This window comes from Chitinimonas viridis (assembly GCF_030409555.1).
Taxonomy (GTDB): Bacteria; Pseudomonadota; Gammaproteobacteria; order Burkholderiales; family Chitinimonadaceae; genus Chitinimonas; species Chitinimonas viridis.
In genome coordinates this window covers 172,282-195,381 of record NZ_JAUFPU010000009.1, presented here as the reverse complement: position 1 = coordinate 195,381, position 23,100 = coordinate 172,282, and the positions used below count along the sequence as shown (strand labels likewise).

Below are 23,100 nucleotides of genomic sequence, written 5' to 3'. Positions count from 1 at the left end.
TCATGCTACAGGCCAGATACAGCGCCAAGGCGCCGTCGCGATGGAGCAACGACAAGCAGTACGCTTTGACACTGCTACAGTGGTTGCCAATCCGGGTCTATCTGGCCATCAACCACATTGATGCGCCGGTCAGCGCCAGCGGCAAATTTGGGGTCATGCGTCACAGCAATCACCGACTTGCCCAGTTCGCGGGTCAGATCATGCAATATTTGCCGCACATTCGCGCTCGCCACAGTATCGAGGTTGCCTGTGGGCTCATCCGCCAGCAGTATCAGCGGATCATTCGCCAATGCCCGCGCCACCGCCACCCGCTGGCGCTGCCCGCCCGATAGCTGGCTGGGTAGCTTTGACGCCTGTGCCGCCACACCCAGCCGCGTCAACAAGGACATGGCCCGCTCGCGGCACTGCGCCTCCGGCCATCGGCCTAACCGCCGCATGGGTAGGCAGACATTGTCCAGCACGCTGAATTCCGACAGCAGGAAGTGAAACTGGAACACGAACCCGAGCTTCTCCAGCCTTAGCTGGGTCAGTTGAGCATCGTTAAAACCCTGTGTATTGACGCCATCCAGCGCGATGGTGCCATGGGTAGGCACATCCAGCAGGCCTAGCAGATAGAGCAAGGACGATTTGCCGGAGCCCGAGGGGCCCATGATGCAGACAAACTCTCCTGCCGATATCTCCAGATCGACGCCCTTGATCAAGGTAGTGGGAACATCACCTGCCAGTATCTTGTGTAATCCCTGTGCGCGTAGGACCACGCTCATGTCGCCCCCCGCAAGATATCCACCGGATGCAGCCTGCCGGCTTTACGGGCGGGTAGCCAGGCCGCCAGCAGGCATGAAAGCAGGGCAAACCCTGCGGCCATCAGAAATTGCTCCCCACCCCACCAGACCGGCAGATTGACCATGGCAGTTCCCCCTGGCGGACGTATCTGCACGCTGGCCATCAGTTGCATCAAGCCCGCCCCCACCGCGAGCCCCAGCACACTGCCTAGTGTGCCCACAATCAAGCCCTCCAGCACAAAGATGTGGCGTATATCCCTGGCCTGAAAACCAACCGACTTCAGGATGGCGATGTCGCGGGTTTTCTCCATCACGATGGTGGAGAGCGTGTTGTAGATACCAAAGGAGGCCACCAGCAGGATGGCCGATACCACGCTGTACATGATGACATTACGGACAAACAGCACATTGAGGATATCCTCCGATGCCTCTGCCCAACTGACTGCCTTGTAGGTCCCCATGGCCTCTATACGGTTGGCCACAAGCAGCGCCTGGCTGGCATCCGCCAGCTTGATGATGAAGCGATTGACTCTGTCCGGCCGCCCCAGCAGCAGTTGCGCACGTTTGAGCAGTACATAGGTCTGGCTCTCGTCGTAACCAGCATTGCCGGTGCGGAAAATCGCCACTACCGTCAGACTGCGGTTGCTCCCACCGCCAGCCACCAGATTGACGGTGCTCCCCAGGCGCAGGCTGAATTTCTCGGCCAGTCCGGCACCGATAATGATGCCGCCGGGATTCGCCTCCAGGTCATCCAGCGAGCCCTCGACCAGTTTTTCTTCTATGGTCGATACCCCCCGCATGCGGGCCGGCAGGATGCCGGACAGACTGATACCCTGCTCCTGCCCCGCAAACAGCAACACGGCCGACCCCACCAGCACCGGAGCCGCTCTCAACCCAGGCAGTGAGTCTATCTGCCCTAGCCTATAGCGCCAGCCACGTATGCCCCGCGTTTCGTTCTTGGGCCGCAATCCGGCAATTTCCACCAGATCATCAGGCCAACGTAAGCGCGCGGGCTGCAAACGAGCCGTCCTGAATTCGTCCGAAACCGTGATATGAGGGCTGTTATCGATCAGGCGGGTAATGAAGTCCTTCTCCGACCCACGCATCAAGGCCGATACCGCCAGGAAGAAAGCCACACCCAGCACCACCCCCACCAGCGATACCGCCGTCTGCCGTTTCCGGCTGGTCAAATGGGTCCAGGCAATATTGAGCGCGATCATGGCGCCGAGCCCGTTCTGGCCGGCCCAGCCTCGGCCTGGCGGATCCTTACCACCTGGCCCACCGCTAACTGCTCATCGGGCACGCTGACTATCAAGTCATCCGGCCCTATGCCACTACGTATCTCGACCTGGTCCCCCATACTCGCACCGGTCGTCACCCTCACCTGTGTCAGCCGCCCATCCTGCACCCGCCATACCAGGCCTTCGCGCACGGCGCTACGGGGCAGCAGCAACGCCCGTTCACGGCGGGCAAGGATCACATTGGCATCGACCGTCATACCTACCCTGAAGCGTTCGGGCTGATCGATGGCAATCCGCACCCGATAGCTGCGTGTCAACGGGTCGCCCTTGGGCGTAATACTGCTGACAACCCCATCAAATGTCTTGCCGGGCAATGCATCCGCCCCCAGCACTACCGGTTGGCCCTGTTGCACCCGGCCGATATCTTCTTCATCCACCTCGGCAACCACCCGCATGGGTGCGCAGCAGGCCAGATAGAGCAAGGCCTGGCCGGGCGAGACAACCTGCCCTACCTCCACATCGCGCTGGAGTATCTCGCCATCGGCCGGGGCCACCAGTTGCAGAAAACGCCGCTGCGCCTGGCTACGCAGCAAGGCTGCCTGGGCGGCTTTATTGGCGCTGGCGGCAGCATCGCGCTCGGCGGCCGCCACAAAACCTTGCCGCCACAGCACCTCCGCTCGCTGCAATTGCTGCCGGGCAAGTTCCGCCCTGGCGGCAAGCTCTGCAACGCCGCTGGCCAGATCATCATCCTGCAACTGTATGAGGATCTGCCCACGCCTCACAGCCTCGCCTTCCTGCACCAGCACAGCAGTCACCTGGCCCGCACTGCGGGTAGTGATCGGTACTTGCACACCGGGCTCTACCTGGCCACTGGCATAGATGGCCTCCACCGCCGTACCCTGGGCAGGCTTGCTTACCTGAACCAGCCTTGGTCGCCAGTACCACCCTATTCCCGCCACGATAGCTACCAGCAGTATCGCAAGCCACCAGCCGTGTTTTCGCACCGTATCTCGCTCCCAGTTGCCTGCCTAGAGCATGCCAGCCTTGCCCTGCACTATGGTTTGCGCTGGATCAGACTTCCAGCTTTTGAGTCTGTCATGGACTTCGCCATCCCCTGCCTCCGGGTGCAGCAGGCAATCGCGGAAGCGCAAGGCAGGATGGGTTTATGCAACGCACTCCAAGCCTAGCTTGCTTTCTGCCAGGAGAGATACCGATACTGCAGGCTCAACGTAAGTTTCGAGACAGAAACAGGAAAGTATTGCGTAAGTAATGCTATCCACGTTGAAACTATCCACCCATGGAGAATAGACAGATGCCCACATTCAAGGTCGCCACCACGGCAGCCTCGGCCGCGCTTTGCCTGTTATTGGGCGCATGCTCGGACGAAGCCCTCACCGAGCCAGCCAGCAAGAAATCCCCAATCAGCCATAAGTCCACCCAGCACAGCTATGCGACCGCCACCAGCAGCGCCCTGCCCACCTATGCCGACTGGCCGGCCATCCAGAGCGCCATTCCGATCAACCCAAGCATGGAAGCACGTATCAGCCAAATCATGGCCGGCATGAACCTGGCGCAGAAGATAGGCCAGATGACACAGCCTGAGATCAAGAGCATCAGCCCCGAGGAGGTACGGCGTCATTACATAGGCTCGGTCTTGAATGGGGGCGGCTCCTGGCCAGGCAACAACAAGCACGCCCAGGCTAGCGACTGGCTGACCCTGGCCGATGCTTACCACGCTGCCGCCATGAGTACCGATATGGCCGTTCCCATACCCTTGCTGTGGGGGACAGACGCCGTGCATGGCCACAACAACGTCTACGGCGCCACCCTGTTTCCGCACAATATCGGCCTGGGTGCAGCCAATGACGCCGATCTGGTGCAACGCATCGGTACGGCCACGGCCCGTGCGGTCAGGGCAACCGGCATACACTGGGCCTTCGCACCGACATTGGCCGTGGTGCGCGATGATCGCTGGGGCCGAACCTACGAAGGCTTCTCGGAAGACCCGGAAATCGTGGCCGCCTATGGCCGCAGCTATGTACTAGGGCTGCAGGGTAATCTGGGTGAGGCCAATGTACTGGCCACCGCCAAGCATTTTATCGGAGACGGCGGCACGGAAGCCGGCATTGACCAGGGGGTAAACCGCGCCAGCGAGGCAGAGCTGATCAATCGGCATGGGCAGGGCTATTACAGTGCCTTGGCTGCAGGAGTACAGACCGTCATGGTCAGCTTCAACAGCTGGGACAAGCCCCTCAACGGCGAGCCGGTAGGCAAGCTGCATGGCAGCCATGCCATGCTCAATGGTGTGCTCAAGACCCGCATGGGGTTTGATGGCCTGCTGGTCTCGGACTGGAACGGCATAGGCCAGATACCGGGCTGTAGCAATGCCAGTTGTCCGCAAGCCATCAACGCCGGTATCGACATCATCATGGTGCCCGATGAATGGCGCGCCTTCATCAGCAATACGATGGCGCAGGTACAGAATGGGCAGATCAGCCAGGCACGGATAGATGATGCTGTCAGGCGGATACTCCGGGTAAAGCTGCGTGCCGGGCTATTCGACGGCAAACGCCCATCGCAACGCCCGGAGGCCGGCAGCCAGGCAGCCCTGCAAGCGAGAGCCCTGGCGCGCGAGGCAGTACGCAAATCCCTGGTATTGATGAAAAACCAGCAGCAGTTGCTGCCCTTGGCGCGCAACAGCCGGGTCCTGGTGGTGGGCAAGAGCGCCAACAGCCTACAGAACCAGACCGGGGGCTGGTCACTCAGCTGGCAGGGCACTGGCAACAGCAACGCCGATTTCCCCGTAGGTGATACGGTATTGGCCGGTATCAAGCAGACATTGGGTGAGGCACTGGTACGCTATAGCGAAACTGCCTCGGGCGTGAGCCTGGCCGATGTGGATGCGGTGATCGCGGTCATCGGCGAGACACCCTATGCCGAAGGCAGCGGCGACATTGGCCTGGCCGGCAATCTGAGCCATAGCCGGCGCTACCCGGAAGACCTGGCCGTACTCAATGCGGTAAGCGGGCGTGGTGTGCCGGTCGTGACCATTCTGCTCAGTGGGCGGCCCGCTCATGTCAACGATCTGCTGAACCGCTCCAGTGCCTTTATCTCCGGTTGGCTACCGGGTACCGAAGGCGCGGGTGTGGCCGATCTACTATTCCGTCGGTCAGACGGTGCCGTGGCTTACGATTTCAGTGGCCGGCTGTCATTCTCCTGGCCTGCCACCGCCTGCCAGACTACGGTCAACCGTGGCGATGGCGGCACGCCGCCGTTGTTTGCTTACGGTTACGGCTTGAGCGTATCGCAGACCGGCAACCTGGGGGCGCTGGATGAGCGCGGCAGCAACCAGCCCTGCAATGGCAATACCCCACCTGAACTGCTGGTTTTCCGCCAGACCGACCAAGCACCGTTCGCCTTGCAGATCAGTACCGCAGCCAACGGTTGGGCCGGTGTGCCGGTAGGCAATGACCTCAATGCCAGCCTGGCCCTGCCCGCCAGCAACCCCTCGCTGCTACTCAGCACCACCCAGTTGAATGTGCAACAGGATGCCAAGCTGTTGACCTGGCGCGCTGCGGGCCAATTCTATGCTGCAAGCAGCCAGCCACAGGATCTGCGCAGCTACCTGGATCAACAGGGTGCGCTGCTGTTCGATGTGCAGACCCTGCAGTTGCCCCGGGGAGCGGTCAAACTGGCCATAGACTGCGGTTATCCTTGCCGGGGCGAAGTCGATGTAACGGCGCTGTTCGAGCGCCTGCCGCTGGGAACACGCCAGACACTCAAGCTTCCCCTGTCCTGCTTTGCCGCCCGCGGCAGTGATTTCAGCCGTATCAACGTACCCTTCCTGGTCTATACCGATCAGCCATTCAGCGCAGCCTTTGCCCATGTGCGCTGGCAAGCGGGTGCCGGTGCGGATGCCGACGCGGTACGCTGTGACCAATTGCAAGCGGGCGCAGCCAAGCCAGGACCTTATTACACGGTATTGGAGGGGGGCCAGTTTGCGGCGGGGCTTCAACCCAGTCTGTGGTCCAGCCAGGCCGGCGTAGTCGGCATGGCCGCAGCGGGTAATGGTGAGCTGGCACTGCGCTGGGCCCATCCAGCCCCCGGCAATGGCTTGTTCTATGTCACCGGCGGCCCCTTGGATCTGCAGGCATTTGACCACGGCAAACTGGAGTTTGAGCTGCTGGTAGAAAGCTGGGGTGGCAATACGCAGGGATTGGCCATCAAGCTGGAAAGTACAGGTCAAGGCTGCCACAGCAATGACTACCGGATAGGCCGGCCCCAGGCAGGTGTCTGGACACGCTTCTCCCTGCCGATGACGGAGATATTGGCCAACCCCACACCCTGCTTCAGACTGGGTCAGCTCAACGCGCCATTTGATCTGCTGCCCGTATGGGGAGACCAGTCGGGTGTAGCGCTACGGCTACGCAAGATCGCTTTCAGGCAGTAGCGCCGTCTGCTACCAATGTGGGCAGCCAGTGTTTTGGCTCGCCCACAAGCAGGCGACTCGCGTAGCAAGCCAGCCTGCAATCCAGGTGCCTGGTTACTACGCCCTGATAAACTCGTCCAGACCCCGAACCGTGGTATCCAGCTTGCTGACAGCCTGGTCGATGGCCTCCGCCGAATGGCTGGCCGTCTGCATATCCACCCGTAGCTCCGCAATATCGGTGGCGATGGTCTGGAACTGGCCCGACTGGCGTTCCTCATTTTTTGCCACTTCGCCGATCAGGCTGGCAACACGGCCCGCGCCGGAAATGATCTCGTCCAGACGATTCCCCGCCTGGGCGGCGCTCAGGTTGATTTCGCCCATGCGCTGGGTGCCTTCGCGCATGGCTTCCATGGCCTGATTGGTGCCTGCCAGAATGGCGCCTATCTTTTCTTCTATTTCACGGGTTGCCGTACTGGTCCGCTCCGCCAGCTTGCGGACTTCATCCGCCACCACCGCAAAGCCCCGTCCCTGCTCGCCCGCACGGGCAGCCTCAATGGCCGCGTTCAGCGCCAGCAGATTGGTCTGATCGGCGATTTCCCGTATCACCTGCACAATGCCGCCTATTTCGTCGCTGCGCCGGCCCAGTTCCTCAATGCGTGCTGCCGAGTGGGTAACCACTTCAGATGCCTTGCCCAGGTTGCTGAGCGTGAGGTTCATGGCCCGCCCGCCCTCGCCGGCCAGCCGTCCCGCCTCTTGTGCCTCCCTCGCAGCCTGGCCTGACTGTTCGGCGCTCTTTACGGTCAAGGCCGCAATCTCATCCACGATGCGGGCCATCTCGGCGGCCTCGCCAGCCTGGTGACGCATGGTCTGGCTGATCGAAGCCGTACGCTCACTAATCTGCGCGGTCTGGCCCGAAGCCGTGCCGATGGCACCCGTTACCTGCGCCAGCAACTGCTGCATGGCAGCATTGCCCCGCTCTGCCTCCTGCCTGGCCTGCTCAGTCTTCTCGAAGCTCTTGACCTTGCCGAACTCAAACACCATGGCCAGGGCGTAGATCACGATGGTCAGGCCAACCAGCGAACGGGTTTGCAGCTGAGGGTGCAGTTCGGCGCCCAGGGGGCTCTTGGGCAAGGCCCAACCATGCTTGTGCGCCACAAAGAACAGCACGATGGCGATCAGCGCACCTACGCTCCAGAACGTCGCACTTTTCTTGCCGCCGATGAACATCGACGCCACCGGCACCAGCAGGAACCAAGGGGATGACGACGACTCTATCCCGCCGTTGACGTAACACATCCAGACCACCATGCCGAAGAACACGGCAATCGCGTACTCCCGCACCAAGGGTAGCAAACCAGTGAGCTTGAGCAAAAAGCCTGCCGTCAACATCAGGAAGCCCGCCGTCACGATGCCCCAGCCCATGGCGCCATGCCCCAACTTGAAGTAGTTGAGGGCGAAAATAGGCACAAAAACAGCAGCGAGCAACGTGGCGCCAACAATGTTGCGGGCACGGCTCAGGTCCAGCGGGCTTTGGCGGATGGATTCAGGAATGAACCAGTCAAGAACACTGCTGAAGGTCTGGCTGATGGACATCGGTGGCATCTCCTGGCGCTGACAAGCTTAGGTATGACTTAGGGGCATTCTACACAAGCAAGCGCTTGCACTAACCGCGACTAAAGTATTTGCTCCACACCCGTTATAGCAGTCAAAAAAATAGCCCAACGTTGCGGTTGGGCCATGAAAAATACAAAGGAGAATAGAGGAGAAACATCGAGCGAGCACTTGCGCACCCATTCGATATGTTGATTTTCTTATATTGGTACATCTGTGTCAATTTTTAATTGTACAACTGTCTAATTTTTCCATCACTGCCCTTGCCTTGCTGGCCGGCCACATCATTTCCCCGCTACTACATGGTGGTACCGCTCGATCAGCGCAAGCTGCGTCCAACCTATCTGCGCCTGCTTGGGCTACTCATAGCCAGGGTATAATCCCGCTTTTAGCCTCACGACCGACTCCCCATGCAAGCCCTGCCCCTACTGCCCGATCCGCGCCAATACACCGGCACCGCCACCAGCCCGCTGCACAGCCTGGCCCAAGTACTGCTGGACGAACGCGACCTGGGCAGGCTGGTCGCAGCAGAGGCTGCACTGGATGCCGAACTGGCACGGCTGCTGACTGCCAATGACGACGCGGCTATCCAGGCAGCGCTCGCCACACCGCCCAACCCGGCCGTGCTGCGCATACTGAGCGAACGCCTGCGTGTGGCGGTCGAGAACCCAGCCCCCGGCAGTGCCATGCATGCCGTGATCTTTGCCTTACCCCTGGTCCTGGTCGCGGGCGTACGTGGCAAGCATGTGATTGCCGGGCGCCTGCCCGATGTGAGCGCTGTACAGGCCCTCTTGACCGAACATGGCATCTTCAAGGCCGGCAGCGATATCCAGCTATCAGGGCGCCTGCTGGATCGCGAGCAATTGCAGGCGATACCGTCCAGTTCGCTGGCCCGTTGGCGCGATGCCCTGCAGTACGCTTCCGGCGGCTTACCGCACGAATTCAGCGAAAGCCCCATCACCGTGGATGGTGATGGCGTCTACCTGCGCTATCTGGTGGGGGTAGCCATGCAACCTGCTGATGCCGACCCCGTGGTACAGCTCAATGCCCCCCCCGGCACCTGGGCCATGGCCCTGACCAAGCTGCTGGGCGAGCAGCTCAAGCACGATGCCATGACGCTGTTCCCGCTGCCGCGCAGCCCACATGCCTGGCTGCCGGCACTGGACGATGGCCGCATTGCCCAGCAGGAAATACGCTTCCAGGTATTTGCCAGCAATACGCTGCGCAAGTTGCGCGAGGCCGGTGAAACCCCGGTAGCAGTGTTCTCCTGCCACGAAGGCAATGAATTGCGGGTGACACTGGGTGCCGAGAAGAATGGCGAAGAATGGGCCGGCTTTATCTGGCCACTGGGCCCACAAGATCGAGTCGATGGCCTGCAGCACATGATGGTGAGCCTGCTACGCGAGTGCCACCATGACGATGTCCGCGTGCTGCCCGACCTGCTGCCACAGGTGAAGGACGATCTGCCTTACTTTCCCCTGCCAACCGAGCTGCCTTCCGCCGCCACCCGCCACTGAACCGAGCCATCATGAGCTACTTCAAGCACCACGTATTCTTTTGCACCAATCAGCGCCCCAATGGCGAGAGTTGCTGTGCTGATTTTGGCGCGAGCGAGATGCATGCCTATGCCAAAAACCGGGTCAAGGAGCTTGGCCTGGCAGGCGAAGGCAAGGTACGGACCAACAAGGCGGGCTGCCTGGATCGCTGCGCCCTGGGGCCTGTCATGGTGGTCTACCCCGACAATGTCTGGTACCAGTACGTCGACAAGGAAGACGTGGAGGAAATCATCCAGGAGCATCTGCTCAACGGACGCGAAGTTGCCCGGCTCAAGATCTGACCCCGCTTATGAAATCACCCCAGTTCCAGCCCATCACCGTGGCCGGCCCGGTGGGCCGGCTGGAAACCCTGCTGCTTGATAGCGCATGGGACGACGGCCCACGCGGCATCGCCTTGGTCGCCCACCCCAACCCCACCCAGGGCGGCACCAATACCAACAAGGTCGTGCAAACCCTTGCCAAGGTATTCTCACGCAAGGGCTATGTTGCCTTCTGCCCCAATCTGCGCGGTGTGGGGCAGAGCGAGGGGGAGCATGATTTCGGCTCGGCCGAAGTTGACGATATGGCAGCAGTGCTGGCACATGCCCAGGCGGCTTATCCTGGTCTCCCCGTGATACTGGCCGGTTTTTCTTTCGGCACCTTTGTGCAGAGCCAGCTGCGCGAACGGCTGGGCGACGGCCCGATAGCCCGCATGGTGCTGGTCGGCCCTGCTACAGCCAAATGGAACTTCCCCACCGTCCCTGCAGACACCTTGGTGGTACACGGTGAAGAAGACGATGTCGCCCCTTTGGCAGCCGTATTCGACTGGGCCAGACCGCAAGGTTTGCCTGTGGTAGTGGTGCCAGGCACGGGCCACTTCTTCCATGGCAAGCTCACCACGCTGGCCGATATCGTCAACCGAAATCTTGAATAGGTCGCCGGGCCCCGCTATCCAACAAGGGGCCGCTGCTCACTTCCCGGCGTCGTTCCAGCCCTTGTAGCGCGCCAGGTTTTCACGCGTTACCAGGGTAGGCTCCATCAATATCAGCGACTTGGCCGGGCGCTTGCCCTGCATCAGCTCATAGCCGACGCTCACTGCCCGCTCGGCCATAAGCCGGGGGCTCTGGCTAGCAGACGCCACGATAAAGGACGGTTGCTGCAAGGCCTGCTCGATATCGGGAGCGCCATCCACCGAGGTGATCAGCAGCCGCTTCAAGCCTGCCTTGCGGGCCGCCAGATCAGTGCCGATAGCCTGACGGTCGTTGATGGTAAACACGCCATCGATCCTCTGATATTGCTTGAGATGCTGCTGCATCAGCTGCTGCCCGCCCCAGCGTGACCCCTTGCCGTCACCTTTGTCGGTCAGAACCGTGATACCGGGAAAATGCTTCAAGGCCATATGGCAGCCCGCTACCCGGTCTATGACCGAAGACACCTGTGGACCACTCTGGATGATGACCTTGCCCTGCCCCGACAAGGCCTGGGCCAGGTACTGACAAGCCTGCTCCCCTGCCTGCAGGTTGTCTGTCATTACCGTAGCATTTACCCCGTTAGCCGACACATCCACGGCAACCACCACAATGCCGGCTGCCCTGGCTGCCTGCACGGCAGGCTCCACCTTAACGGCATCGGCGGCGTTCAACAGGATCAAGTCCACCCGTTCGGCTGTAAAACGCTCCAGATGGGCAATCTGCTTATCCAGTGAATACTCATTGGCCAGTGTGGTCACCTTGACGGTGGGGTTGTAGCGCCGCGCCTGCTGCTCGGCACCCTTGACCAAGGCCACGAAGAAGGGGTTTTCCAACGAGCTGATGCTCATGCCCAAGGATTGCAGCGCCCCACCCCGTGGTAGCTCCTGTGCCGCCACCGCGAGGCTGCACAAGGCGAAGGTTGCCATTGCAATGCATCTCATCTTTGCCGCCCGTCCATTTTCGTAGTCCAGATCAAAGCCACTACGTCTTACTGTAGGGGGCAAGCGGCGACGGGCAAAGAAAAACCCCGCCTAAGCGGGGTTATCTGCTGCGCTTGCGACGCTGGCACCGGCCAGCCCAAGCCCAAGCAATGTCTTACAGCTGACCAGCGTTCTCAGCCAGGTACTTGGCCACGCCAGCGGCATCGGCCTTCATGCCGGCCTTGCCCTTGTTCCAGCCAGCCGGGCACACTTCGCCGTGCTCTTCGGTGAACTGCAGGGCATCAATCACACGCAGCATTTCGTCGATATCGCGGCCCAGCGGCAGGTTGTTGACCACCTGGTGTTGCACCACACCGTGCTTGTCAATCAGGAAAGAGCCGCGCAGCGCCACGCCATCAGCGTGCTCGACATCATAGGCCTTGACGATATCGTGCTTGATGTCGGCCACCAGGGTGTAGCCAACCGGGCCGATACCGCCCTTGTCCACCGGGGTGTTGCGCCAGGCGCTGTGGCTGAACTGGCTGTCGATGGACACGCCGATCACTTCCACATTGCGCTTCTTGAATTCTTCCAGGCGGTGATCGAAGGCGATCAGTTCCGACGGGCAGACAAAAGTGAAGTCCAGCGGGTAGAAGAACACAACGGCGTACTTGCCCTTGGTGGCGGCGCTGAAGCTATAGTTCTCAACGATTTCGCCATTGCCCAGGACGGCAGCTGCGGTGAAATCGGGGGCTTGCTTGTTAACGAGGACGGCCATAGAGGTTCTCCGGAAATGGGTTGCAAAAAGACGATCAACTGTAGGCGCTAAGCCCTACAGCGTCCAATTTAAAAAGCGGAATGTTTCGATAGTATTTAGCTATCAAAGTTCACGAGACATTGGAGAAAAAGCTTACACCCAAACACCCTGCCACGTCAGGTCTTCGGCAGCGTCACGCCAACCTGGCCCTGGTACTTGCCGCCCCTATCCTTATACGACGTCTCGCATACATCGTCAGGATCGGCCTCCAGGAACAACACCTGGGCGCAACCTTCATCGGCGTAGATCTTGGCCGGCAAGGGGGTGGTGTTGGAGAACTCCAGCGTCACATACCCCTCCCACTCCGGCTCGAAAGGCGTGACATTGACGATGATGCCGCAACGGGCATAGGTCGACTTGCCCAGGCAGATGGTCAGCACATTGCGGGGAATGCGGAAATACTCCACCGTGCGCGCCAGCGCAAAGCTGTTGGGTGGAATAATGCAATAGCCCTTGCCAGAAACATCGACAAAGCTGTTCTCATCGAAATTCTTGGGGTCCACCACCGTGCTGTTCAGGTTGGTGAACAGCTTGAATTCGTCGGCGCAACGGATGTCGTAGCCATAGCTGGAGGTGCCATAGGAAACGATCTTCTGATCGTTCACATAGCGCACCTGGCCCGGCTCGAACGGCTCTATCATGCCGTGCTGTTCGGCCATCTTGCGTATCCAGCGGTCGGATTTGATGCTCATACTCTAGTTTTCCTTGTCCTGCGCCGCAGGCGGCGCCTTATCCACGCCATAGGCTACCCCAACCGGCGCAAAACCCACACTGCGGTAGAGCTGGATGGGGCCTTCTTCATCGGCCACGATCACCAGCTTAGTCGCACCAAATTCAGCTATGGCCTGGTGCCCCGCCTCGTAAACCAGGCGTTTTGCTATGCCCTGGCGGCGCCAGTCCGGGTGGGTGCAGACATTCTGATAGCGTGCCAGACCACCCTCACCCATGAATATCCCCAGCTCAGCCACCAGGGTGTCGCCGGCGAAGGCCCCATAGCGTTGCCCCAGCCCTGCCGCCACCATGCTGCGATAGGTAGCGAACTGGGCGGTCTTGAACGTCTCGTAAGCCTGTTGCTCCTGGCTCTCATCACGGCTGGCCACCTGCACCGCGATAGCGGCCTGCCAGTCCATCTCGCTCACCAGGGGGCGCACCTGTACTTGCGGATTCATGCCTGGCGCCTTGCTAGGCTGGCTGCAAGCCAGTGCTTGCGAGGCATAGACCTTGTAGCCCGCCTGCAGGAACTGCGCCTGCTCACCCGCCCCGCCCAACCAGGCAAAGCAGCGATGGCGGGATTGTGGCTGCTCTGCTGCTATGTCAGCAATAAAAAGCGCTTCCCAATCCGCCAGCACACCCAGCCCTGGCGCCTGGGCAAACAACAGATAGTTGCCCCAGTAAAAGGTGGGATTGCCAGGCGTGGTGATGCACAGGTAGTCGCCCCTGTCGCGCACGACGCCCTCAAAGCGATGGAAAATCATCGCTGTGGCATCCACCAGTGATTGGCTCAGGTCCATCATGTATTCTGGATCACGATCTTCGGCAATTTGGCGGAGAAATCCTTGGCCTTTTCGCCCACCTTGACCGCCACCTTACGGGCAATCGCCTTGTACAGCGCCGCCACCTTGCCGTCCGGCTCCGCCGCCACGCTGGGCTTGCCCTGGTCGGTGGCCAGGCGTATCGACAGCTCCAGCGGCAGTTGGCCCAGCAGCTCCACACCATATTCGACGGCCATACGGCCACCGCCGCCCTCACCGAAGATCGCCTCCACATGGCCACAGTTGGAACAGATATGCATGGCCATGTTCTCGACCACGCCTGTCACCGGCACGCCTACCTTTTCGAACATCTTCAGCCCCTTACGGGCATCCAGTAAGGCGATGTCCTGCGGCGTGGTCACGATGACGGCGCCAGTCACCGGTACTTTCTGCGACAAGGTCAGCTGAATGTCGCCGGTGCCCGGCGGCAGGTCGATCAGCAGGTAGTCGAGATTGTCCCAGCGGGTATCGTTGAGCAGCTGCATCAAGGCCTGAGTAACCATGGGGCCGCGCCAGACCATGGGCTGCTCGGCATCAATCAGAAAACCGATGGACATGGCCTGTATGCCATGAGCCTGCATGGGCAGGATGGACTTGCCGTCCGGTGACTCCGGCTTCTGCCCTTGCAGGCCCAACATCAGGGGCTGTGAGGGGCCATAGATATCGGCATCCAGCAAACCCACACGGGCACCTTCTGCCGCCAGGGCCAGCGCCAGATTCACGGCCGTGGTGGATTTACCCACTCCGCCCTTGCCACTGGCCACAGCGATCACGTTCTTGACCCCTGGCAGCGGCGTCAGGCCGCGCTGCACCGTGTGGGCCTCTATCCTGGCTTCGACCTTGACGGCGACACCAACCACACCCGGCACCGTCTTGAGCGCCGCTTCCACCTGAGCCGCAATCTCGGCATGCCGGCTGCGTGCCGGATAGGGCAAGGCGATGGTCAGGCTAACCTGCCCCCCTTCCAGCCGCAGATCGCGCACCGCCTTCATAGCGACATAGTCGCGGCCCGTGTCGCTATCGACGCAGGTTTTCAGCTTGTCGAGCAGGTCGGTTTCGGTCGTCATTGCTTGCCTTCTTCCATTCAAATATCGGGAACGGGCATCCATGCCCGCGTCCCCTCAAACTTCGCGCTGCGTATCCAGCCAGCCCTTATGCGCGCTTGATACCCAACTCACGCAGCCGCTCATCCAGATAGGTGCGGGCGGTATGACGCTCAGACAAGACCACTTCGTCGCGCGGGTGCAGGAACAACGGCAGCGAAATACGCGATTCGGCCGCATCCGCGCCCATCGGGTTCACCACCCGGTGCGGTGTGGAAGGCAGCCAGCCTTGCGTCGCCTCTTGCAGCATATCGCCCACGTTCACTACCAGTGCGCCCGTCTCGTACGGCACGGCATGCCAGTTGCCCTGGCGGTCGCGCACTTCCAGGCCCGGACCGGTGGCCGAAGGCAGCAGCGTGATCAGGTTGATGTCTTCATGCTCGGCCGCGCGCAATGCACCTGCCGGCTCGTCGCCGCTGAGCGGCGGATAGCGCAGTACCCGCAGCAAGGTATTAGGGCTGCGATCTATCATGGTCGACAAGGGTTCGCTCAGCTTGCCGGACACCTCGGTCGGCAAGGCTGCCTCTATCCACCCCAGTAGTTCGGCGGCCAGGGCGTTGGCAGTACCGTGATAGGACAAGGCATCGGTGCGCAGCTCTGGCGGTATGCGGCCCCAGGTGTAGACGTGGTAGAACTCCTTCAGGTCGCGCTGGCTGCGTCCCTTGGCCGTTTCGGAGACATCGGGCGGGAACCAGCCGTCCTGCGTGTCACGGCTGAAGCGCCAGGGTTCTTTCTCGCCCGATTCGAAGAATTGGAGCCAGTCGCGATAGATGCCGCTGATCAGCCAAGGCGGCAGCGGATGGCGCACCAGCACGGCAAAACCGGTTTCGCGCAGGGATTGTACAAAGCGGCCCGGCGCATCATGGGCACAATAATCAACGGTTTGAACATTCATGGAGCAGGTTTAACGCTTTTATGTGATGTAGCAGGCCGGGTATTTTAAGCCGTTCAGCTATAATCGCCAGCTTCCGTGTACGTTTTGATAGACAGGATTGAATCGTGTCCGCCCGCAAGATACTCGTCACCAATGCTTTGCCCTACGCCAATGGCGCCATCCACCTCGGCCACCTGGTCGGCTATATCCAGGCCGACATCTGGGTGCGGTTCCAGAAGATGCGAGGCAATACAGTGCATTACGTCTGCGGCGACGACACCCACGGCACGCCCATCATGATCAATGCAGAGAAGCAGGGCATGACGCCCGAAGACTTCATCGCCAAGATGTATGACGAGCACGTGGCCGACTTTGCCGGTTTCCATATCGGCTTCGACGAGTTCTACACCACCAATTCGCCGGAGAACAAGGAACTGGCTGGCAGCATCTACCGCCGACTCAAGACCGACGGCAAGATCGCGGTCAAGACCATCAGCCAGTTGTACGATCCACAAAAGCAGATGTTTCTGCCGGACCGCTTCGTCAAGGGCGAGTGTCCCAAGTGCAGCGCACGCGACCAGTACGGTGACAACTGCGAGGTCTGCGGCGCCACCTATGCCCCTACCGAACTGAAAAACCCCTACTCGGCCGTCTCTGGCGCCACACCTGAGCTGCGTGAGTCCGAGCATTATTTCTTCAAGCTGTCCGATTGCCGCGATTTCCTGGCTGACTGGACACGCCAACCGGGCCGCTTGCAAAAGGAGGCCGCCAACAAGATGGGCGAATGGTTCGAGGCTGGCCTGCAGGACTGGGACATCAGCCGTGACGCGCCCTACTTCGGCTTCGAGATTCCCGATGCGCCAGGCAAGTACTTCTATGTCTGGCTGGATGCGCCTATTGGCTACATGGCCGCCACCAAGCACCTGTTCGATCGCATAGGCGAGGATTTTGGCGCCTACTGGGGCAAGGATTCGAGCGCCGAGCTGTACCACTTCATCGGCAAGGACATACTCTACTTCCACGCCCTGTTCTGGCCTGCCATCCTCGAATACTCGGGTCATCGCACGCCCACCGCCATCAATGTCAACGGCTTCCTGACGGTGGACGGGCAAAAGATGTCCAAGTCGCGCGGCACCTTCATTACCGCCAAGAGCTACCTGGATGTCGGCCTCAACCCCGAATGGCTGCGCTACTACTACGCCGCCAAGCTGGGCAGTGGCATTGAGGACGCCGATCTGTCGCTGAGCGACTTCGTTGCGCGCGTCAACAGCGACTTGGTCGGCAAATACATCAATATCGCCAGTCGCGCTGCCGGTTTTGTCAGCAAGCGTTTTGGCGGCAAGCTGGCCGGCAGCCTGCCAGACAGCCCGCTGGTTAGCCGCCTGCAGGCTGCCGCCACCGACTTGGCAGAGGGGCTGGAGGCTCGCGAATACAGCCGCGTGCTGCGCGAAGTCATGGCGCTGACCGACGAGGTCAACCAGTACGTCGATCAGGTCAAGCCGTGGGAGCTGGCCAAGCAGGAGGGCAAGGATGCCGAACTGCATGCTGCCTGTTCGCTACTGATCAACCTGTTCCGCCTTTTGACCATCTACCTCAAGCCCATCCTGCCCAAGCTGGCGGCTGACGTTGAGGCCTTCCTCAATGTGTCCCCCTTGCAATGGCACGATGCCCAGACTCTGTTGCTGGGCCACGAGATCAAGCCTTACAGCCACCTGATGACCCGTATCGATCCCAAGCAGGTCGAGGCCCTGGTAGAAGCAAACAAGCAAAGCCTGGCACCTGCCACCGAAGCGGCCGCACCCGCCAAATCCGCCATTGAGCCGATTGCCCCCACCATCAACATCGACGACTTTGGCAAGATAGACTTGCGCATCGCCAAGATCATCGACTGCAAGCATGTCGAAGGCGCCGAGAAGCTGTTGCAGCTGACCCTAGACCTGGGCGACCACACCCGCAATGTGTTCTCCGGTATCAAGTCGGCCTATAAGCCTGAAGAGCTGGTGGGTCGCCTGACGGTGATGGTGGCCAACCTGGCGCCGCGCAAGATGAAGTTTGGCCTGTCTGAAGGCATGGTACTGGCTGCCAGCGGTGAAAACCCCGGCATTTACCTGCTGAGCCCGGATAGTGGTGCACAGCCAGGCATGCGAGTCAGCTAGTACAGCCAAACCGCAGCCTGCCACCGCCCACCAAGGCGATGGCAGGCTGACTGTGAAGCCTCAACAGCAACACCATGGAGCCGGCCTGTCGGGCAGGCAAGCCTATGCAATTCCCTCTTCTTGGCAGCACACGCCTGTTGTTGCGGGAAATCACCGTCCGCGACGCCGATGCCCTCTTCGCCATCCAGAGCGACCCCGAGGTCATGCGCTGGTTTGGTGCCGACCCCATGCAGGATCGCCAGCAGGCGCTGCAGCTGATCGAGATGTTTGCGAACTGGCGCACTCAGCCCAATCCAGGCACCCGCTGGGGCATAGTGCATCGCCAAAGCGGCGTGTTCATGGGTACGGCAGGCTTGTTCCGCTGGAACCGTGGTTGGCGCAATTGTGTGTTGGGCTATGAACTTGGCCGCCCCTACTGGGGTCATGGCTATATGCAGGAAGCGTTACAAACCCTGCTCGGCTACGGCGTGGACCAGATGGCACTCAATCGTATCCAGGCCGAGATACACCCAGACAACCATGCCTCGGTCAGGCTGGTGCGGGGACTGGGCTTTCAATACGAAGGCCGGCATCGACAGCAAGGCTATTGGGGCGGCAAGTTCCACGACCTTGATAGCTACTCTCTGCTGGCCCATGACTGGCCGGCTGTCAGACAGGCATCGCAACCATGATGAAATTGGACTTCACTCCAGCCGCCGTGCTGTTCGATATGGACGGCCTGATGATAGATAGCGAAAAGGCGGTCATGGCTTGCTGGCTGGAAGCGGCCGATATCCACGGTGTCACGCTGGAGGAGGATCTGCTGCATGCCATGGTGGGTCTGCATGAAAAGCTCTGCATAGCCCTCTTGCGCGAGCACCGGCCTGATCTGGATATCCGCACCCTGGGTGAGACCACCGATCGCCTCTACCACGACAAGGTCGAACAAGGCCTGCCGCTCAAGCCTGGCATCATCGAGCTACTGCAATGGCTGACGGATCTGGGCGTCCCCCGCGCCGTGGCCACCTCAACCCGGCGTGAGCGGGCCGACCAGAAGCTGCACCGCAGCGGCTTGATCCGGTTTTTCCCGGTCGTCGTCACTGGCAGCGATATCGAGCACCCCAAGCCCGCGCCCGATATCTACCTCAAGGCAGCCAGCCTGCTGGGCGTTGCGCCGCCGCATTGCCTGGTGCTGGAAGACTCCGAACCCGGCGTGCGTGCCGCCCTCGCGGCTGGCATGACCCCCATACAAGTACCCGACCTCAAGTCCCCCGGCCCGGAGGTCATCGCACTGGGACACCGCATCGTCGGCTCCCTGACCGATGCCCACGCGCTGCTGCAGGCGCGCTATACCCCTAGCGAGCAAGGCGTATGATCGCCCGGTTGATGCGCGTGCATGGCCGAGTACAAGGCGTCGGCTATCGCTATGCCATGGAAGACCAGGCCCAACTGCTGGGCCTGGCAGGCTGGGTGCGCAATCGCCTGGACGGCACGGTGGAAGCCCATGCGCAAGGCCCGGCCGATGCCGTGCAGGCCTTGGTAGACTGGGCACATCGTGGCCCAGCCCATGCCCAGGTCAGCAAGGTAGAGGTCACCGACACCTCCCCCACTCACGAAACCCGCTTTCTGCGCCTGCCCACGGCCTGATGCCACTTGCGTCAACCGCTATTTTTTCCGGCCCAGACCATCACTGACCTCCCCCCGGCAGGTAAAATTGGGGGATGACGTCTCCTGCATTTATTCATCTCCGCCTGCATTCCGAGTATTCCGTCACCGATGGCATTGTCCGTATCGATGACGCGGTAAAGCGGGCCAAGCAACACAATATGCCAGCCCTGGGCATCAGCGATCTGATGAACCTGTTCGGCATGATCAAGCACTACAAGACAACCCGTGGCAGTGGCCTCAAGCCCATAGCCGGCGTGGATGTATTCATCGAGAACGAGGAAGATCGCGACAAGCCCTTCCGCGCCCTGCTGATCGCCAAGAACCGTGATGGCTATGGCCGCCTGTGCGAGCTGATTACCGAGGCCTATCGCCACAACCAGTACCGGGGCCGCGCCGAACTCAAGCGTTCCTGGCTGGAGAGTGGCGACAATAGCCAGTTGATCGCATTGTCAGGCGCCCACCTCGGTGATGTCGGCCAGGCCCTGCTGAACGGCAACCTCGATAGCGCCAAGGCGTTGGTGGCTTGGTGGGCCAGGTATTTCCCCGATAGCTACTACCTGGAACTGCAGCGCACAGGCGACCCCAAGTGGGAAACCGCCGTACAGGGCGCCCTGCTGCTGGCCAGCGAGCTGGATCTGCCGGTGGTGGCCACCCATCCCATACAGTTTCTGGACAAGGACGACTTCAAGGCACACGAGGCCCGTACCTGTATTGCCGAAGGTTACGTCCTGGCCGACAAGCGTCGGCCCAAACTCTATACCGAAGAGCAGTACTTCAAGACCCCGGACGAAATGGCCACCCTGTTTGCCGATGTGCCGGAAGCCTTGGCCAACACGGTAGAAATAGGTCGACGCTGTAACCTTACCGTGGTGCTGGGCAAGAACTACCTACCGCTGTTCCCGGTGCCCGAGGGCATGACTCTCGATGACTTCCTGGTGCATGAGGCCAAGCAGGGGCTGGAGGCGCGGCTGTTGCACCTGTATCCCGACGAGGCGGAGCGCCTTGTCCGCCGCCCGGAATACGATGCCCGCCTCAAGTTCGAGTGCGACACCATCATCAAGATGGGCTTCCCTGGCTACTTCCTGATCGTGGCCGACTTTATCAACTGGGGTAAGCAGAATGGCTGCCCCGTGGGGCCAGGCCGGGGTTCGGGTGCAGGCTCGCTGGTAGCCTATGTACTCAACATCACCGATCTCGATCCACTCAAGTACGCCCTGCTGTTCGAACGTTTCCTGAATCCGGAGCGGGTATCCATGCCCGACTTCGATGTGGACTTCTGCCAGGAAAACCGCTGGCGCGTGATCGAATACACCCGTCGCAAGTACGGGGTGGAGGCCGTCAGCCAAATAGCTACCTTCGGCACCATGTCGTCCAAGGCCGTGGTACGCGACGTTGGCCGGGTACTGGACCTGCCCTTTGGCCTGTGTGACCGCCTGTCCAAGCTTATTCCGCTGGAGGCCAACAAGCCCGTCTCGCTCTCCAAGGCCATGGAGATGGAACCGCAGATCAAGGAATTGATCGATGCCGAAGACGCTGGCGAGCTGCTGGAACTGGCCGAAAAGCTGGAAGACCTGACACGCGGTATCGGTATGCACGCTGGTGGTGTGCTGATTGCCCCTGGCAAGCTGACCGACTTCTGCCCGCTCTATATAGCCAGTGGCGAGGATGCCTCGCCCGTGTCGCAATACGACAAGGACGATGTGGAACAGGTCGGCCTAGTGAAGTTCGACTTTCTGGGTCTGCGTAACCTGACCATCATCGAACTGGCGCAACGCTATATCAAGCAGTTGACCGGCGAGGACGTGGACGTCGCCAAGTTGCCACTGGATGACGCGCCCGCCTACAAGATCTTTGCCAGCGGCAATACCACGGCCGTGTTCCAGTTTGAATCCAGCGGCATGAAGAAAATGCTGGTGGACGCCCGCCCCAAGCAGTTTGAAGAAATTATCGCCTTCGTCGCCTTGTACCGCCCTGGCCCGATGGACCTGATTCCGGACTTTACCCGCCGTATGCACGGCGAACGCTTTGAATACCTGCATCCTCTGCTGGAACCTGTACTGGCACCCACCTACGGCATCATGGTGTACCAGGAACAGGTGATGCAGGCGGCCCAGGTCTGTGGCGGTTACTCATTGGGCGGCGCCGACTTGCTGCGCCGTGCCATGGGTAAGAAGAAGGTCGAGGAGATGGTGGCGCAGCGCGCCATGTTCGTGGAGGGTGCCGGCAAGAACAACATAGACGAGGCCAAGGCCAACGAAATCTTCGACTACATGGAGAAGTTCGCCGGCTATGGTTTCAACAAGTCGCACGCTGCCGCCTATGCCTTGGTGGCCTATCACACGGCCTGGCTCAAGGCCCACCACTGTGCAGCCTATATGGCTGCCACCATGTCCACCGAACTGGACAACACCGATCAGCTGCAGTTCTTCTATGACGACTGCCTGGCCAACAAGCTGATATTCCTGCCACCCGATGTCAATCACAGCGTTTACCGCTTCCTGCCCGTCTCTCGTAACGAGATACGGTACGCTCTGGGCGCCATCAAGGGTACGGGCGAAGCTGCAGTGGAATACATCGTGGCCGAGCGCGAAAAGAATGGCCCGTTCAAGGACCTGTTCGATTTCTGCCACCGTACCGACAAGCGCATCGTCAATCGCCGTGTCATTGAATCCCTGATACGGGGCGGTGCATTCGACAGCCTCAGCGATCACCGCGCAAGCCTGCTGGCCACCGTGGGCCTGGCATTGGAAGCCGCCGAGCAGGCCGCGGCCAACGCCAATCAGGGTGGCCTGTTCGATGCGTTCGAGCCTGAGCCGGAACACCTGATGCAACTGGTGGAGGTGCCGCGCTGGGACGAGACGGTCAAGCTGACCGAAGAGAAGACTGCCATCGGCTTCTACCTCTCCGGGCATCCGTTTACTGCCCAGGCTAGGTTCGTCCGCCCCTTCGCCAAGAACGAGCTGGCAAGGCTGGTGCCCAGCAAAAGCCCGCAATGGATTACCGGCATCGTGCTGGAAGTGCGTACCAAGATAGGCCAGCGCGGCAAGATGGCCTTTATCACGCTGGACGACGCCACCATGAAGCGTGATGTCATGGTCTATTCCGAGGTATTCGACGATGCCCGTCACAAGCTCAGTGTGGACAGCCTGCTGGTAATCGAGGCCAAGGTCAGTGAAGACAGCTACGGTGGTGGCAGCGGCGTTCGTATCATTGCCGAACGCATACTCGATCTGGCCGAAGCACGTAGCCGTTTTGCCCAAGCCTTGAGGCTGGGCGTCAATGGCAATGCCGACCCGGCACGCCTGCGCAAACTGGTGGAGCCTTTTGCTGGCGGTGACTGCCCCATCCGTATCGACTACCGCAATAATGCCGCCGCCTGTGCCTTGCAGTTGGGCGAGGAATGGCGGGTCACGCTGCGGGACGAGCTGCTGGCTGAACTCCGTGGCTGGCTGGGTGATGAATCCGTGAAAGTACAGTTCTAG

Annotated in this window: 19 protein-coding genes; 9 read left to right on the top strand and 10 right to left on the bottom strand. The window is 60.6% G+C overall.

Going from position 1 to position 23,100, the window contains the following annotated elements; translation table 11 throughout:
- Positions 1–74: 74 nt before the first annotated feature.
- Genes QWZ03_RS12130 through QWZ03_RS12120 form a run of 3 tightly spaced genes read right to left on the bottom strand, consistent with a single transcriptional unit; the run spans position 75 to position 3,027 of the window.
- Positions 75–764, bottom strand: a complete 690-nt coding sequence (locus tag QWZ03_RS12130; RefSeq protein ID WP_290332960.1) for an ABC transporter ATP-binding protein — start codon at positions 762–764, stop codon at positions 75–77.
- Positions 761–2,002: an ABC transporter permease gene (locus tag QWZ03_RS12125; RefSeq protein WP_290332959.1), complete on the bottom strand. Its 1,242-nt coding sequence runs from the start codon at positions 2,000–2,002 to the stop codon at positions 761–763. The genes QWZ03_RS12130 and QWZ03_RS12125 overlap by 4 nt, the downstream gene beginning before the upstream one ends.
- A complete protein-coding gene (locus QWZ03_RS12120) occupies positions 1,999–3,027 on the bottom strand; it encodes an efflux RND transporter periplasmic adaptor subunit (protein ID WP_290332958.1) in 1,029 nt (342 codons plus the stop codon). Before QWZ03_RS12120 ends, QWZ03_RS12125 begins: the two co-directional genes overlap by 4 nt.
- 308 nt (positions 3,028–3,335) lie before the next feature.
- Between QWZ03_RS12120 and QWZ03_RS12115 the strand changes: the two genes are divergently transcribed.
- On the top strand, positions 3,336–6,473 hold the full coding sequence (locus QWZ03_RS12115; RefSeq protein ID WP_290332957.1) for a glycoside hydrolase family 3 protein: 3,138 nt from the start codon (positions 3,336–3,338) through the stop codon (positions 6,471–6,473).
- 96 nt (positions 6,474–6,569) lie between these two features.
- On the opposite strand, the gene QWZ03_RS12110 is transcribed toward QWZ03_RS12115, so the two are convergent.
- Positions 6,570–8,045 carry a methyl-accepting chemotaxis protein gene (locus QWZ03_RS12110; protein ID WP_290332956.1) on the bottom strand — a complete coding sequence of 492 codons (1,476 nt, stop codon included), beginning with the start codon at positions 8,043–8,045 and terminating at the stop codon, positions 6,570–6,572.
- Positions 8,046–8,473: 428 nt separating this feature from the next.
- On the opposite strand from QWZ03_RS12110, the gene QWZ03_RS12105 reads away from it, so the two are divergent.
- The 3 genes from QWZ03_RS12105 to QWZ03_RS12095 are packed head-to-tail and all read left to right on the top strand — an operon-like array spanning position 8,474 to position 10,532.
- Complete coding sequence (locus QWZ03_RS12105) at positions 8,474–9,580, top strand: hypothetical protein (RefSeq protein ID WP_290332955.1); 1,107 nt, start codon at positions 8,474–8,476, stop codon at positions 9,578–9,580.
- A gap of 11 nt (positions 9,581–9,591) precedes the next feature.
- Entirely contained in the window at positions 9,592–9,900 is a 309-nt protein-coding gene (locus QWZ03_RS12100) for a (2Fe-2S) ferredoxin domain-containing protein (RefSeq protein ID WP_308447557.1), read from the top strand.
- An 8-nt stretch (positions 9,901–9,908) separates the two neighbouring features.
- Complete coding sequence (locus QWZ03_RS12095) at positions 9,909–10,532, top strand: alpha/beta hydrolase (RefSeq protein ID WP_290332954.1); 624 nt, start codon at positions 9,909–9,911, stop codon at positions 10,530–10,532.
- A gap of 36 nt (positions 10,533–10,568) precedes the next feature.
- On the opposite strand, the gene QWZ03_RS12090 is transcribed toward QWZ03_RS12095, so the two are convergent.
- The 6 genes from QWZ03_RS12090 to QWZ03_RS12065 form a co-directional block, all read right to left on the bottom strand.
- Positions 10,569–11,495, bottom strand: a complete 927-nt coding sequence (locus QWZ03_RS12090) for an ABC transporter substrate-binding protein (RefSeq protein ID WP_290332953.1) — start codon at positions 11,493–11,495, stop codon at positions 10,569–10,571.
- 169 nt (positions 11,496–11,664) lie between these two features.
- The gene (locus QWZ03_RS12085) at positions 11,665–12,267 is read right to left on the bottom strand and encodes a peroxiredoxin (RefSeq protein ID WP_290332952.1); all 603 of its coding nucleotides are present in this window, start codon (positions 12,265–12,267) and stop codon (positions 11,665–11,667) included.
- A gap of 155 nt (positions 12,268–12,422) precedes the next feature.
- Positions 12,423–12,998: a dCTP deaminase gene (dcd, locus tag QWZ03_RS12080; RefSeq protein ID WP_290332951.1), complete on the bottom strand. Its 576-nt coding sequence runs from the start codon at positions 12,996–12,998 to the stop codon at positions 12,423–12,425.
- Between the two features lie 3 nt (positions 12,999–13,001).
- Complete coding sequence (locus QWZ03_RS12075) at positions 13,002–13,820, bottom strand: GNAT family N-acetyltransferase (protein ID WP_290332950.1); 819 nt, start codon at positions 13,818–13,820, stop codon at positions 13,002–13,004.
- Positions 13,817–14,905 carry an iron-sulfur cluster carrier protein ApbC gene (gene apbC / locus QWZ03_RS12070; RefSeq protein ID WP_290332949.1) on the bottom strand — a complete coding sequence of 363 codons (1,089 nt, stop codon included), beginning with the start codon at positions 14,903–14,905 and terminating at the stop codon, positions 13,817–13,819. Before apbC ends, QWZ03_RS12075 begins: the two co-directional genes overlap by 4 nt.
- Before the next feature lie 85 nt (positions 14,906–14,990).
- On the bottom strand, positions 14,991–15,836 hold the full coding sequence (locus QWZ03_RS12065; protein ID WP_290332948.1) for an isopenicillin N synthase family dioxygenase: 846 nt from the start codon (positions 15,834–15,836) through the stop codon (positions 14,991–14,993).
- 101 nt (positions 15,837–15,937) lie between these two features.
- On the opposite strand from QWZ03_RS12065, the gene metG reads away from it, so the two are divergent.
- From metG to dnaE, 5 genes are all read left to right on the top strand, one after another.
- Positions 15,938–17,971 (top strand): methionine--tRNA ligase, encoded by a 2,034-nt coding sequence (gene metG / locus QWZ03_RS12060; RefSeq protein ID WP_308447559.1) that lies wholly within the window; start codon positions 15,938–15,940, stop codon positions 17,969–17,971.
- A gap of 104 nt (positions 17,972–18,075) precedes the next feature.
- Complete coding sequence (locus QWZ03_RS12055; protein WP_290332944.1) at positions 18,076–18,642, top strand: GNAT family N-acetyltransferase; 567 nt, start codon at positions 18,076–18,078, stop codon at positions 18,640–18,642.
- Complete coding sequence (locus QWZ03_RS12050) at positions 18,639–19,325, top strand: HAD family hydrolase (protein WP_290332943.1); 687 nt, start codon at positions 18,639–18,641, stop codon at positions 19,323–19,325. Before QWZ03_RS12055 ends, QWZ03_RS12050 begins: the two co-directional genes overlap by 4 nt.
- On the top strand, positions 19,322–19,597 hold the full coding sequence (locus tag QWZ03_RS12045; protein WP_290332942.1) for an acylphosphatase: 276 nt from the start codon (positions 19,322–19,324) through the stop codon (positions 19,595–19,597). The genes QWZ03_RS12050 and QWZ03_RS12045 overlap by 4 nt, the downstream gene beginning before the upstream one ends.
- Before the next feature lie 74 nt (positions 19,598–19,671).
- Entirely contained in the window at positions 19,672–23,100 is a 3,429-nt protein-coding gene (gene dnaE / locus QWZ03_RS12040) for a DNA polymerase III subunit alpha (protein WP_290332941.1), read from the top strand.